Origin of the sequence: Gluconobacter sp. Dm-74 (assembly GCF_018256135.1) — a bacterium.
In the GTDB taxonomy this organism is placed as follows: Bacteria; Pseudomonadota; Alphaproteobacteria; order Acetobacterales; family Acetobacteraceae; genus Gluconobacter; species Gluconobacter cadivus.
In genome coordinates this window covers 54969-67164 of sequence record NZ_JAERLX010000013.1, presented here as the reverse complement: position 1 = coordinate 67164, position 12196 = coordinate 54969, and the positions used below count along the sequence as shown (strand labels likewise).

The window sequence follows — 12196 nt, the reverse complement described above, 5'->3', positions numbered from 1 at the left end:
ATCACCAGCACCAAAACGCCGCCAACATATCCCTTCCAATTCCATATTCAATTTTCAAAGACCGTCATCCCCGCCGCTCCAGAACCCCTCGAAGTGGGCCCCGCTGCGTCGGTGAACGGGCTTATACGGGGGACACCGGAGGGGGTCAACAGGAAAATTGCATTTTTGTGAAAAAATCAGATTCCATGGAACTTTCTGAACCAGACAGCGAATTCTCTCATGCCGTCTTCAAAGGAAACTTCAGGCTCCCAACCGCACAATTCTCTCACTTTTTCCAGAGAAGCCCATGTCGATTCCATATCCGCCACAGGACGCGGATGGCGTTCAACCAGAGCCTTCTTCCCCAGATCCTTCTCGAGCAATGCGATCATCCGGGTCACTTTTTCTGGTTTATCCCCGCCAAGATTGAGCAGACGTGACACTCCAGCTTCCGGTGGCTTTGCCAAGATCCTCACAACACCTCTGACGATATCATCGATATAGGTGAAATCGCGTGAAAGGCCTTTCCCTTCATAGAGTGTGACCGGACGGCCTTCTGAGATCGCTTTTGCAAAACCGTAATAAGCCATGTCAGGCCGTCCCCACGGACCATAAACCGTGAAGAATCTCAGTCCTGTCTGCGGAATGCCATACAGATAAGAATAGGATTCCGATGTCAGTTCGGCCGCACGCTTGGTGACCGCATACAGGGAACTCGGCTGTTCGACCCGATCCGTTTCCCGAAAAGGCGTTTCCTGATTGCGTCCGTAAACCGAAGACGAAGACGCATATACAAAATGCCCCAGCTTTTTCAGGCTCCGGCACGCTTCCAGAAGCGCAACCTGCCCCATCACATTCGCCGTCACATAAGAATAGGGATCGATCAGCGAATATCGAACACCAGCCTGAGCGGCGAGATGGATGACGCCTTCCAGATCGGGATGTTGTCCAACAACATCCCGCATGGCCTGCGGGTTGGCCACATCCACTTTCACGAAGCTGAATTTCGGATGAGGCTCAAGTTGGCTTAACCGCGCCATTTTCAGGGAAGGGTCATAATAGTCGTTGAGAACATCAATCCCAACGACATCCATTCCCTGCTTCAGAAGGGCTTCAGCAACATGAAACCCTATAAATCCGGCAACACCGGTAACCAGTATCTTCACAGGACCATCAGTGTTTCAGAGCGGAACTGGAAACAACATCCCCGACACGAATTCCCAGCTTCGCCGTCACACCACCTGCCAGTTCGAGTGTGTTTGCAACCACACCATCACTCCGCAGAATAGCTTCGCTCAGAGGCACGGCATTTTCCTCGATAGCGTGGATGTGGTTCGTGGAATCAATGAAAACGATGTCCAGAGGCACAAGCGTGTTGCGCATCCACATGTCCGACACCTGCGGCGCTGGCCACATGAACAGCATACCCTCGTTCTCAGGCAGGTTCTTGCGGAACATTTCTCCGACTTCCTGCTGACGATAGGTCTTGGCCAGCTCCACCGTGAAAACGTGCTTCTGCCCGTCACGGGTCATGATCGTCAGACTATCCGTTGGCAAACGCGCCTGCGCCTGCGTAATCGGGTCTTCTGCTCTGGCAACACCGGCACTCAGTCCAAGAGCCGCCAGCAGCACAAAACTTAAAGTTCGCATGAAGGTATGACTTTCAGGTTCAGGAAATCAGAAACGGATTGGCCCGCCGTTCTTCGCCGATGGTCGTCGGCATTCCGTGTCCACACAAAACCACGGTATCATCAGGCAGACTTAGCAGATGGGTCCGGATGCCATCGATAAGGGCGCGTGAATCCCCATAAGCGAAATCCGTACGGCCGACCGTTCCGCGGAACAGCGTGTCCCCTGCCAGAACGCGCCTATTGTCGTGGTCCACGAAAACGACATGTCCCGGAGTATGACCCGGAATATGCGCCACATGCAGGTCCTGCCCCAGAAAGTGCAGCACCTCTCCGCCCTCGACGAAGCGATCAGGCATTACATTTTCCATGCCGGTAAGCCCGAAAGCAGCAGCCTGTTGCGTAATGCTCTGCAACAGGAACTCATCCCGCCGATCCGGCCCTACAACCGGAACGCTTTGGTTCTGCCGCTTTTCAAGAGCTCTCTTCAGAGAAGCCGCCCCACCAGCGTGATCCAGATGACCATGCGTGAGGAGAATGGCCTCGACAGACATGTCACCCAGTTCCTGAAGGATGTCATCAACATCCCCACCCGGGTCCACCACAACAGCACGGCCTGCGTCATTTGAGAGAATAGTGCAGTTCTGCCGCAAGGGCGTAACCGGCACCCGCTTCGCATACAAAGGAGTCATCACTCCTCCTTCCAGACGATCCGTTCTGATGTGGCGATACAGGCTCCGTCTCCGTACGACAAGTCAACCGGAAGGATTGTATCGCGCAGATCATTGACCCTCTTTCGCAGGAAGGTCACTCTCACCCTTTCCTCTCCAGACCAAGGTGTCATCATGAGCCGCATCATCCGCACAGAACCCAACGCCATCCTGTCCAAGGCTGTCGAATATCACGGCTTCATTTTCACGCAGGGTGTGGTTGCAGCCGACCTGTCACAGGGTATCGAAGAACAGACCCGCAGCGTTCTCGACCAGCTCGACCAGATCCTTGAAGAACACGGCACCGACAACACCCGTATCCTGCAGGCCCAGATCTGGCTGAAAGATATCGCGGACCGCGCCGCGCTCAACACGCTCTGGTCCGCTTGGCTTCCGGAAAACGCAGCGCCCGCCCGCGCCTGCGTTCAGGCCGTGATGGCCGACCCGAAAATTCTTGTCGAGATCATGCTCACAACAACGAAATGATCTGACCCGAACGATTGTGGCGAGAATGCAGCAGGATGTGGTGTCAAAAAGATTTTCCACGGAAATGAAAATTTAACACACAGGTCTGCATTCTGCTCTTGTCAGGGTTGCAGGAAGGTTGTTACCTCCCTGTAACCCGAACAACACACAACCAATCAGGATCCTAAAGATCGTGAAGCATAAAAGTTGCCGGAAATCCTTTCTCTCCGCTCTGGCGCTCTCCGCTGTCGCGTTCTTTTCAGGACAGGCTCAGGCCCGTCACAGTTCGGCTCATCACGGACGGTCCGTTTTCCACAGCCACCATTCCATCAGCCACCATCATGCCTATGCTCACGTCATCCAGTGCGTCGCCTACGCCAAAACGGCCTCTGAGGTCGAACTGCACGGCAACGCACGGGACTGGTGGTATAATGCTGCTGGCGTTTATGCCCGTGGCTCTGCACCACAGGCCGGATCGGTTCTGAATTTCCGGGCGATCCGCCGCATGCCACTCGGCCACGTGGCTGTGGTGCGTTCAGTTGAAGACAGCCGCACGATCTATATCGACCAGTCACACTGGGCCTCGAACGGCATCGCGCACAATGTCCGCGTCGTTGACGTCTCTCCCAACAATGACTGGAGCGCCGTCCGCGTCAGCCTCAATGATCGCAGCGGCCGACTGGGCAGCATCTACCCGACATACGGCTTCATCTACCCACATTCCGATGAGGGTGACCGCAATCCGGCCCCGCATGTTGTGCTGGCCCGCGCCTCGAGCCCCTCGGGTTTCCGTCACAGTGCTGTCGTGAACAGCTCCGACGCCCTGAGCCATCCGATGCTCAGCACCGAAGTTGCCGAAGCGCCGGACGATGCCTTCACCTCGGACGCGCCAGACCGTTCGATTCGCTGATATAATCAGGAAAATATAACTCGGCCACTCAATCCGGTCGGGATTCCCGATGGTAGGGATGGCCGGTATTGATGGCCTGAGCCCGGAAAACCTGTTCGGCAATCAGAACCCTGACCAGCATGTGCGGCCAGGTCAGTTTCCCAAGGGAAATCACGGACTCGGCCCGCTGGATCACACTCGAATCCAGCCCTTCAGCACCACCAATCAGAAAATGAATGGGACGGCCCGACTCCTGCCAGCGAGACAGCATTTCCGCCAGACGCAGGCTGTCAGGCGTCTTTCCACCCTCATCCAGCGCCACGATCAGGGCATTATCGGGACAGGCGCCCAGCAAAGCCGCAGCATCCTTGCGCTTCTGCTCCTGGACGCTGCCTTTTGACGGCGCGAGTTCCGTCACCGTCAGGGCGGGCCGGATCCGGCCCGCATAACGTTCGAACAGTTCGCGCTCCGGCCCGGCTTTGAGCCGACCGATTGCGACCAGCTTCATTCAGTCCTGCTCTTCGCCCTGTCCGACCGCGACTTCGTTTTCGCTGCCATCCAGATCCGTGCCCCACATCCGCTCCAGACCATAAAGCTCGCGGCTTTCCGGCTTGAAGAGATGAACAACAACGTCACCAGCATCGATCAGGACCCAGTCGCTGCCATTCGCGCCTTCGATCAGGATACGCTTGATGCCGATCTCATTGAGCTTCTTCTCGATGTGATGCGCCATCGCGGAGATCTGGCGGTCGGCGAGACCGGTCGCAATAACCATGCGGTCTGCGAAGTTCGCGCGGCCAACAAGATCCAGCACAACGATGTCTTCACCCTTGTCTTCATCCAGACTCGCGGTGATGACGCTCAGCATGCTGGTCAGAACATCCGGCTGCACGGCTTCGCGCTTGACGGCCGTTTTCTTCGGTCCGGCAACAGCAGCCTTCTTGCGAGCCGTTCCCGGCACCTTGGCAGCCTCGGCCAGTGCCGCATCGGGGGAGCTGGTTTTCCGGCGCACAGGCTTTTTGGCCTGCGATTCGGGAGAGGTCGTCTTGGTGATGGTTTTTACTCCTGATCGGACTCCGGACGAAACTGGCCGGACTCACGCAACGCTGTAGCCGATATATCGTTCTGCGGCGCAGAAAGGAACGTCCATGCGTTGCCTTTTCGCTCCGCAAGCACCGGAGATTCCCGCGAAGGCCGTCTCTGATGCCGCAAAACAGACGCCGCAGCCCCTCTAAGCGCGGGCGAAACGCTTCCCGGACGCGGAGCAACAGCGATGGGAACCAACGCGGCCAACCGACGCCAGCGCTTCCATCGTGAGAGTTGCGCCAGCCCGTCCGCTCCCATCAGCCAGACGAACCGCACATGCGGAAAGCGCTGCTTCAGCAAGGCCACGGTTTTGACGGTGAAACGCTGCCCCAGACGGGATTCGATATCGGTCGCAACGATTCGTCGCCCGTCCGCAATCCGCTCCGCAGAAGCAAGACGTACCCTGAACGGCGCCATCCCCTTTCCCGATTTGAGCGGATTCCCCGGCGAGACCATGAGCCACACCTGATCCAGCCGCAAAGCCCGCAATGCCCGCCGCGCTACCATGAGATGACCGGTATGGGCGGGGTTGAACGAGCCCCCCAGCAGGCCGATCCGCATATTCCGGCCATCGCCAGACGTCGGAATACTGCTCAGCCTCGCACCTGTCCGGTGCCGATCACCTCGTAGCGATAGCATGTGAGCTGTTCGAGCCCCACCGGACCGCGCGCATGCATCCGCCCCGTCGCAATCCCGATTTCCGCACCGAATCCGAACTCCCCACCATCACAGAACTGCGTGGAGGCATTCCACATCACAACCGCACTGTCCGTCCCGTTGAGAAACTCAGCCGCAGCCTCTGCATTTTCGGCAATAATGGCCTCGGTATGCGAGCTTCCATGCCGGGCAATATGATCCAGAGCGTCCTCAACCCCGTCCACAACGGCAATCGACAGCACCGAATCCAGCCATTCCGTCCTGAAATCATCAGCCCGGGCGGCTTCAAGTGTCGGCACAATCGCACGAGCCCGGTCATCCGCCCGAAAGGAACATCCTTTCGCGCCCAGATCCTGAACCAGAAGCGGCAGGAGCGTCGGCGCAATCGCAGCGTCAATCAGCAGCGTTTCCGTTGCCCCACAGACGCCCGTCCGACGCATTTTCGCGTCCAGCAGCACCTTCCGCGCCATGGCCGGATCAGCGCTTGCATGAACATAGGTGTGATTCAGACCATCCGCATGGGCAAGAACCGGAACGCGGGCTTCACGCTGCACCCGCTCCACCAAAGACTTGCCACCGCGCGGAATAATCAGGTCGATCTGCCCCGAAGCCTGCAACATGGCCCCCACCAGAGCACGATCGGCAGATGGCAGAATCTGCACACAGGCTTCATCCAACCCGGCAGCCCGCAATCCATCTTCCATCGCAGCCTGAATTGCCCGCGCCGAATGCAGGCTCTCCCCGCCTCCGCGCAGAATGACAGCATTCCCCGACTTGATGCACAGCGCCGCCGCATCCGCGCCGACATTCGGACGGCTCTCGTAAATCATGCCGATCACGCCAAGCGGTGTCGCAACCCGCCGAAAATGCAGACTATTAGGCCGATCCCATTCCGCCAGAACACGCCCCACAGGATCCGGCAGGCGCGCAACATCCTCCAGACCGCGCGCCATCGCATCCACGCGCTCAGGCGTCAGCGTCAGACGGTCCCGGAAAGCAGCATTCCGGTCTTCAGAAAGCGCAGCCAAATCCTTCTGATTGGCCGCAACAATCTCACCAGACCGCTCCCGCAAAGCTTTTGCGGCCTCGAACAGCGCAAGATTACGAGTATCTTCGCTGGCGCGCGCCAGATTCCGACTGGCCCGACGGGCCTTCTCCGCCAGACCGCCCAGAATCCGGACGGCGTCTTCCCCTACCTCAGACATTGAAGCGGAACAGCAGGACATCACCGTCCTGCACCACGTATTCCTTGCCTTCGATCCGCAACTTGCCGACTTCCTTGGCCCCGGCCTCGCCATTGCAGGCCACATAGTCGTCGAAAGCCACGGTTTCGCAAGCGATGAACCCGCGTTCGAAGTCGTTGTGAATCACGGCAGCGGCCTGAGGTGCCTTCGTCCCGGCCGTAATCGTCCAAGCGCGCGATTCCTTCGGCCCAACCGTGAAATACGTCCGCAAACCCAGCAGCTTGTAACCAGCCGCAATCACACGATCCAGCCCGCTATCCGTCAGACCCAGACCGTCCAGAAACTCCGTCCGGTCTTCATGCGGCAACTGGCTGACTTCCGCTTCAATAGCGGCCGACACCACGACAACGCCTGCACCCTCGGCTTCGGCCCGCTTGCGCACAGCTTCCGAAAACGCATTGCCGGTGGACGCCGAGGCTTCCTCAACATTGCAGACATAAAGAACGGGCTTCGTCGTCAGAAGCTGAAGACGGGATGCCTCCACCTCCTGCCCCTTCGGAACAGTAGTCCGCGCCGGCTTACCGTCCCGCAGCGCCGCGAGCAGAGGCTCCATCAGTTCAAGCTGGGCCTGAGCCTCACGATCGTTGCCGCGGGCACGCTTCTGAAGACCGATCTGGCGCTTCTCAAGGCTCTCCAGATCCGCCAGCATCAGCTCCGTCTCAATGATGTCCGCATCGCGAACCGGATCAACACCACCTTCGACATGGGTGATGTCATCGTCTTCAAAGCAGCGGAGCACATGCACGATGGCATCAACTTCGCGGATATTGGCGAGGAACTGGTTCCCAAGACCTTCGCCCTTGGACGCGCCCCGGACCAGACCGGCAATATCCACGAACTCAAGGCTTGTCGGAACCTTGCGGATGGACTTGCCAATCCGCGCCAGTTCATCCAGCCGCGCATCCGGCACGGCCACACGCCCCGTATTCGGCTCGATGGTGCAGAACGGGTAATTCGCAGCCTGTGCAGCGGCCGTTTCCGTCAGGGCATTGAACAGCGTGGACTTGCCAACATTGGGCAGACCAACGATGCCGCAATTGAAACCCATTCGTGCTCTCCATCATCATTAAAAGACCGCTCGGACGCGAACGACCCGTTCCAGAAAAATCCGTTGCCTTGTGTTCGCAGAAACCGGAGAGGCTCACAACCTCCCACCCTTACGAAACAGGCATTCAGCCCACGATTCCCGCCAAATCCTGCAAGGCCCGCACATGCGCCTTCAAAGCCGCACGCCCCTGCGCCGTCAGAACCAGCCAGGTTCGCTGCCGCCCTCCCAGAGGCGCCTTGCGCAACCGCACATAACCCGCTTCCTGCATCTGCGCGAGGTGCTTGGACAGGACCGAGTCACTTACACCCAGCAGATCCCGCGCCCGACCGAATTCCATGTCACTCACTTCCGACAGAGCCGCAGCAAGCTGCAACCGAACCGGAGGATGAATAACAGGATCGAATTGGGGAACAGCCGTCACAACCGCGCCGTCATACCAGCCTGCCAGACCCTCCGCCAGAGCAGCGCCACTCCATAGCCGATCGCAAAACTGCCCAGAGTCGCAATCCACGGCAGCCACGTCAGATGAAACACCCTTTACCCCGCTCCGGACAACGCCATCATCGCATAAACCGCCAGGATCATGCCGATTGCGATCTTCCGGGTCCGTCCCCGACGGTACCCATTGACGAAATATCCCATCCGCCGCCGCGCAATCGCAAAGAAAATGCCCATCAAGGCGACACACAGCCCTTCCAGCAGAAAAACGAAAGGCGGGTCCAGACTCATCGCAAAGGTGAGGAGCGCCAGAAGCCCACCCATGACGGGCGCATTCCACCACGGACAAGCCAGCTCTTTCGGAAGCCTGCTCCTGAAAGCATCAAGCGCTTCCAGTTGCCTACGCGCATCGTCTCGCCTGCTCACATGCGTCGTTTCGAATCCATCCTGCTGCACGGTATTGACTTTCCAATATGGAAAATGATGATCTGACTTTCCAATATGGAAAGAGAACCCATTCATGACAATCCTGCACAGCATCTCCGCAGCAAGAATTCTGGCAATCCTCTGGCTCGCATTCCTGCTGGCCGCCTGCGCGCACCACAGCCGCAGGGGAATGCAGGACTGGAAAATCTTCCGCACAGCCACCCACACTCATGAACGACGCCGTTTCTATCTGAAATGGCTGCTCCAGAGCGTCATGCTTTTCGATCTTGGGGGTCTCGTAACGCTCTGGTTCCTGCCCGAATCCCTGAAGCCCACATCCCTTGCCCAGTTGCGCCTGTCCGCACCGGCGACCCCCTCCAGCACGATGCCTCCTGAAATGTCACCCGCGTTTTTCGCAGGATTCACTTGCGGGCTTCTGATCCTCGCGGGCGTGTTCATTCTGCTCCGCAAACTGAAGCGACCCGCGCTTCTCAACCCTCTTGGCGATTTTTCTGCCCTGATTCCACGCACTCTGCCTGAAGCGGGACTGGCTTTTCTGCTCTGCCTGAATGCGGGTCTGGGGGAAGAGCTTTTCTTCCGTTTGGCACTCCCCCTGCTCGCAGGGCAGCTCACCGGGAGCCTGATTGCCGGAGCCGTGCTCTCAACGCTGCTGTTCGGAGGCATGCACTGGTATCAGGGAGGTAAAGGCGTATTGATCACAACGATCATCGGCCTGATCTTCATGCTCCGCGCCCTCCACGGAACACCCCTGATCTGGCTGATGGGATTTCACGCCCTGATGGACATCATCGCTTTGTTCGTTAGACCGGCCCTGACCGGCCATTTCAGCCGAAGCGCTGTTATGCCGCCAGCAGGGCAACCTTTGTCATGAAGGCTTCGTGCTCTTTTTTCGCCAGCAACGGCGCCGCATCGGCCATGGCTTCAAGCCAGCGCTCGAGTTCCGGCTCTTCCGCCTTCGCGAAATTACCCAGCACATGCCCCGTCACACGGTCCTTGTGTCCCGGATGACCGATTCCCATCCGCACACGCCAGTAATCCGGCCCTGACAGACATTTGTCCATGGACCGCAGACCATTATGCCCGGCGGCACCGCCGCCACGCTTGATGCGCAGCTTGCCGAAAGCAAGATCAAGTTCGTCATGAAATGCAGTGATATCGTCCGGCGCAACCTTAAAGAACTGCGCGGCCTGCTGAACACTGTCGCCTGACAGGTTCATATACGTCATCGGCTTGAGGAGCAGAATCTTTTCCCCTCCGATGACGCCTTCGGAGGTCTCCCCCCGGAAGCGCTTGCGCCACGGCGAAAAACCGTGGCGCCTGGCGATCTCATCGACCGCCATAAAGCCGATATTGTGTCTATGACGGCTCATCCCCGGCTCGGGATTGCCGAGACCGGTCCAGAGCCTCATGACATTACTTCTTCTTTGCGCCCGGCTTGGCAGCGGCTTCAGCAGCAGCAGCAGCCTTCGCAGCAGCTTCGGCTTCCATTTCGGCATCAACCGTCGGCGCAGCGATAGACGCGATGACGACATCGGTGTTCTGGCCACCCGTCAGCACAACACCCTCGGTGCCCTTAAGATCCGTCCAACGCACGTTGTCGTGGATCTCAAGACCGCTCAGATCTGCCGTAAAGTGCTCCGGAATGTTCGCCGGATCAGCCTGCACGTCCATGTAATGACGCACAACGTTCAGAACGCCGCCACGCTTGATGCCCGGGGACTTCTCTTCGCCAACGAAAGCGATGGAGACTTCGACGTGGATCTTGGTGCCAGCCGTAACGCGCTGGAAGTCCACATGGATCGGGGCATCGGAAACCGGGTGCAGCTGCACGTCGCGGATCAGGGCCGCAACCGGCTCTGCGCCTTCGACAGCAAGATTATACACGCGCGAGGACCAGCCACCGCGATGCAGTTCCTTCATGATCACGCGCGGATCAAGTGCGATGATGGAGGGCTCTTCCTTGCCACCGTAGATCACGGCCGGCACCAAGCCCTCACGTCTCGTAGCGCGCGCTGCCCCCTTACCAGCCTTCGCACGCGTCGAGACAGCAAGTGTCGTCAAATTGGCCACTGTTACGCTCCTGCGTATTGAATTTCATTCATCACAGACCTCCAGGGGTGCCTGTGCGAGGCGCGGAGTAGCGGAAAACCGCCACCGATACAACCATTTTCGGACTCAACGGCCCGGCTGCGCCCCTCTGGACCATCCCATCCCGCGACCGCTACGATTGCGTTCCGTTTCCACAGTTTCCGGCAGATATCCCCACCGATGAGCATCGCCGCCCGCATCGAATGCCTGCCCTTTACCCGCTTTCACTGGAAACTGCTGTTCCTCGGCGGCCTCGGCTATACGTTCGACGGCCTCGATTCTGCGATTGTCGCTTTTGCGCTGCCCATGCTGAAAAACCAGTGGCATCTGAGCGGCCCGGCACTGGGACTACTGGGGAGCGCGACCTATCTCGGCTACGGGCTGGGCGCCCTGCTGTCCGGCTGGTGGGGAGACCGGTCGGGCCGCCGCCGCGTCATGATGAGCGCACTGGCCATCTATGCCATCGGCTCCCTGCTCTCCGCCGGATCGTCCTCCTTCACCGCCTTCTTCCTGTGCCGCCTGCTGTCCGGGATCGGCGCAGGTGCGGAAGCTACCATCATCGCGCCCTATCTCAGTGAGTTCGTTAGCGCTCGCTATCGGGGCGCCTTCACCGCAGCCCTAACCGGATTCTATTCCTTCGGCTATGTCACGGCAGCACTTTTGGGATTCATGCTCGTCCCCGCAATGGAGGATGGCTGGCGCTGGGCTCTGGCCCTGACGGGATTTCCGGTCCTCATGCTGCTGTGGTGGCGCCGCGCTCTACCTGAATCCCCCCGCTGGCTCGACGAGCGCGGCCAAACGGCAGAAGCCTGCCGCATCGTCGGCGACATTGAGGAAAGTGCAGGCCTTGCGGTCGGCCTGACCACCACGACCGACCGTGGCACCCCTTCCCTGCGCCCGGTCCGGGATCTGTTCGCCCCGAACCTGCGGCGCTCTACCTTCATGAGTTGGGCCATGTGGCTCGCCATCACTTTCAGCTTCTACGCTTTCTTCACTTGGATCCCGACCCTGATGATCGAACGCGGCATGACCATCACCCGCAGCTTCGGTTACGCCATCTCGATCTATTTCGCCCAGCTTCCCGGCTATGCCTGCGCCGCCCTGCTCACCGACCGCCTAGGACGACGCGGAACCGTGGCGCTGTTCATGGTCGCCGGAGCACTTAGCGCCATCGGTATGGCGGCCAGCCAGACCCCCACCGAGGTCCTGATCTTCGGCATCCTACTGTCCTTTTTCATGAACGGCACCTTCGGCGGCATTTACGCCTACACACCCGAACTCTTCCCGACCGCTCTGCGGGCCCGGGGCATGGGCCTCGCTTCTGCCATCGCACGCCTCGGCGCCATCGCCTCACCCGTCCTGATCGGCTGGCTCTACCCGATCGCCGGCTTTCCCGGCGTCTTCGGCCTGACCACCCTGATCCTCCTGTCCGGTGCCACCGTCACGCTCCTCTTCGGCCCCAAAACAGAAAAACGCCCGCTCGACGACGAGCAGGCGTTTGCAAAGAGCTGAACTCA

At 59.1% G+C, this 12196-nt stretch carries 16 protein-coding genes; 4 read left to right on the top strand and 12 right to left on the bottom strand.

Translation table 11 applies throughout. From position 1 onward, the window contains the following. Nucleotides 1-176 precede the first annotated feature (176 nt). Genes JK208_RS14610 through JK208_RS14600 form a run of 3 tightly spaced genes read right to left on the bottom strand, consistent with a single transcriptional unit; the run spans nucleotide 177 to nucleotide 2299 of the window. Nucleotides 177-1145 (bottom strand): NAD-dependent epimerase/dehydratase family protein, encoded by a 969-nt coding sequence (locus JK208_RS14610; RefSeq protein WP_211565144.1) that lies wholly within the window; start codon nucleotides 1143-1145, stop codon nucleotides 177-179. Nucleotides 1146-1152: 7 nt separating this feature from the next. Next, nucleotides 1153-1629 (bottom strand): DUF192 domain-containing protein, encoded by a 477-nt coding sequence (locus tag JK208_RS14605; protein ID WP_211576561.1) that lies wholly within the window; start codon nucleotides 1627-1629, stop codon nucleotides 1153-1155. Nucleotides 1630-1648: 19 nt separating this feature from the next. After that, nucleotides 1649-2299: an MBL fold metallo-hydrolase gene (locus JK208_RS14600; RefSeq protein ID WP_211576560.1), complete on the bottom strand. Its 651-nt coding sequence runs from the start codon at nucleotides 2297-2299 to the stop codon at nucleotides 1649-1651. Nucleotides 2300-2452: 153 nt separating this feature from the next. On the opposite strand from JK208_RS14600, the gene JK208_RS14595 reads away from it, so the two are divergent. Beyond that, nucleotides 2453-2803: a RidA family protein gene (locus JK208_RS14595; RefSeq protein ID WP_211576559.1), complete on the top strand. Its 351-nt coding sequence runs from the start codon at nucleotides 2453-2455 to the stop codon at nucleotides 2801-2803. A gap of 172 nt (nucleotides 2804-2975) precedes the next feature. Continuing rightward, nucleotides 2976-3692, top strand: coding sequence for a CHAP domain-containing protein (locus tag JK208_RS14590; protein ID WP_211576558.1), 717 nt, complete (start codon nucleotides 2976-2978; stop codon nucleotides 3690-3692). A gap of 28 nt (nucleotides 3693-3720) precedes the next feature. Here the strand turns inward: JK208_RS14590 and JK208_RS14585 are convergent, their stop codons facing one another. From JK208_RS14585 to JK208_RS14555, 7 genes are all read right to left on the bottom strand, one after another. Beyond that, nucleotides 3721-4179: a 23S rRNA (pseudouridine(1915)-N(3))-methyltransferase RlmH gene (locus JK208_RS14585; RefSeq protein ID WP_194262932.1), complete on the bottom strand. Its 459-nt coding sequence runs from the start codon at nucleotides 4177-4179 to the stop codon at nucleotides 3721-3723. Beyond that, nucleotides 4180-4632 (bottom strand): ribosome silencing factor, encoded by a 453-nt coding sequence (gene rsfS, locus JK208_RS14580; protein ID WP_099287312.1) that lies wholly within the window; start codon nucleotides 4630-4632, stop codon nucleotides 4180-4182. It abuts the gene before it with no gap. A gap of 98 nt (nucleotides 4633-4730) precedes the next feature. Next, nucleotides 4731-5318 (bottom strand): nicotinate-nucleotide adenylyltransferase, encoded by a 588-nt coding sequence (locus JK208_RS14575; RefSeq protein WP_244901459.1) that lies wholly within the window; start codon nucleotides 5316-5318, stop codon nucleotides 4731-4733. 32 nt (nucleotides 5319-5350) lie between these two features. Next, entirely contained in the window at nucleotides 5351-6619 is a 1269-nt protein-coding gene (locus tag JK208_RS14570) for a glutamate-5-semialdehyde dehydrogenase (RefSeq protein WP_211576556.1), read from the bottom strand. Beyond that, the gene (gene ychF / locus JK208_RS14565) at nucleotides 6612-7706 is read right to left on the bottom strand and encodes a redox-regulated ATPase YchF (protein WP_211576555.1); all 1095 of its coding nucleotides are present in this window, start codon (nucleotides 7704-7706) and stop codon (nucleotides 6612-6614) included. The genes JK208_RS14570 and ychF overlap by 8 nt, the downstream gene beginning before the upstream one ends. A 124-nt stretch (nucleotides 7707-7830) precedes the next feature. Continuing rightward, nucleotides 7831-8217 carry a transcriptional regulator gene (locus JK208_RS16160; RefSeq protein WP_349292007.1) on the bottom strand — a complete coding sequence of 129 codons (387 nt, stop codon included), beginning with the start codon at nucleotides 8215-8217 and terminating at the stop codon, nucleotides 7831-7833. 26 nt (nucleotides 8218-8243) lie between these two features. After that, entirely contained in the window at nucleotides 8244-8600 is a 357-nt protein-coding gene (locus tag JK208_RS14555; RefSeq protein WP_249202172.1) for a hypothetical protein, read from the bottom strand. A gap of 64 nt (nucleotides 8601-8664) precedes the next feature. On the opposite strand from JK208_RS14555, the gene JK208_RS15985 reads away from it, so the two are divergent. Beyond that, nucleotides 8665-9462, top strand: coding sequence for a CPBP family intramembrane glutamic endopeptidase (locus JK208_RS15985; RefSeq protein ID WP_249202171.1), 798 nt, complete (start codon nucleotides 8665-8667; stop codon nucleotides 9460-9462). Here the strand turns inward: JK208_RS15985 and pth are convergent. Further along, nucleotides 9431-10000 carry an aminoacyl-tRNA hydrolase gene (gene pth / locus JK208_RS14545; protein ID WP_211576554.1) on the bottom strand — a complete coding sequence of 190 codons (570 nt, stop codon included), beginning with the start codon at nucleotides 9998-10000 and terminating at the stop codon, nucleotides 9431-9433. The genes JK208_RS15985 and pth overlap by 32 nt on opposite strands. Before the next feature lie 4 nt (nucleotides 10001-10004). Beyond that, nucleotides 10005-10661: a 50S ribosomal protein L25/general stress protein Ctc gene (locus JK208_RS14540; RefSeq protein WP_194262938.1), complete on the bottom strand. Its 657-nt coding sequence runs from the start codon at nucleotides 10659-10661 to the stop codon at nucleotides 10005-10007. Between the two features lie 198 nt (nucleotides 10662-10859). Here JK208_RS14540 and JK208_RS14535 point away from each other — a divergent pair, with 198 nt between their 5' ends. Beyond that, a complete protein-coding gene (locus tag JK208_RS14535; RefSeq protein WP_211576553.1) occupies nucleotides 10860-12191 on the top strand; it encodes an MFS transporter in 1332 nt (443 codons plus the stop codon). The last annotated feature ends 5 nt before the right edge of the window (nucleotides 12192-12196 follow it).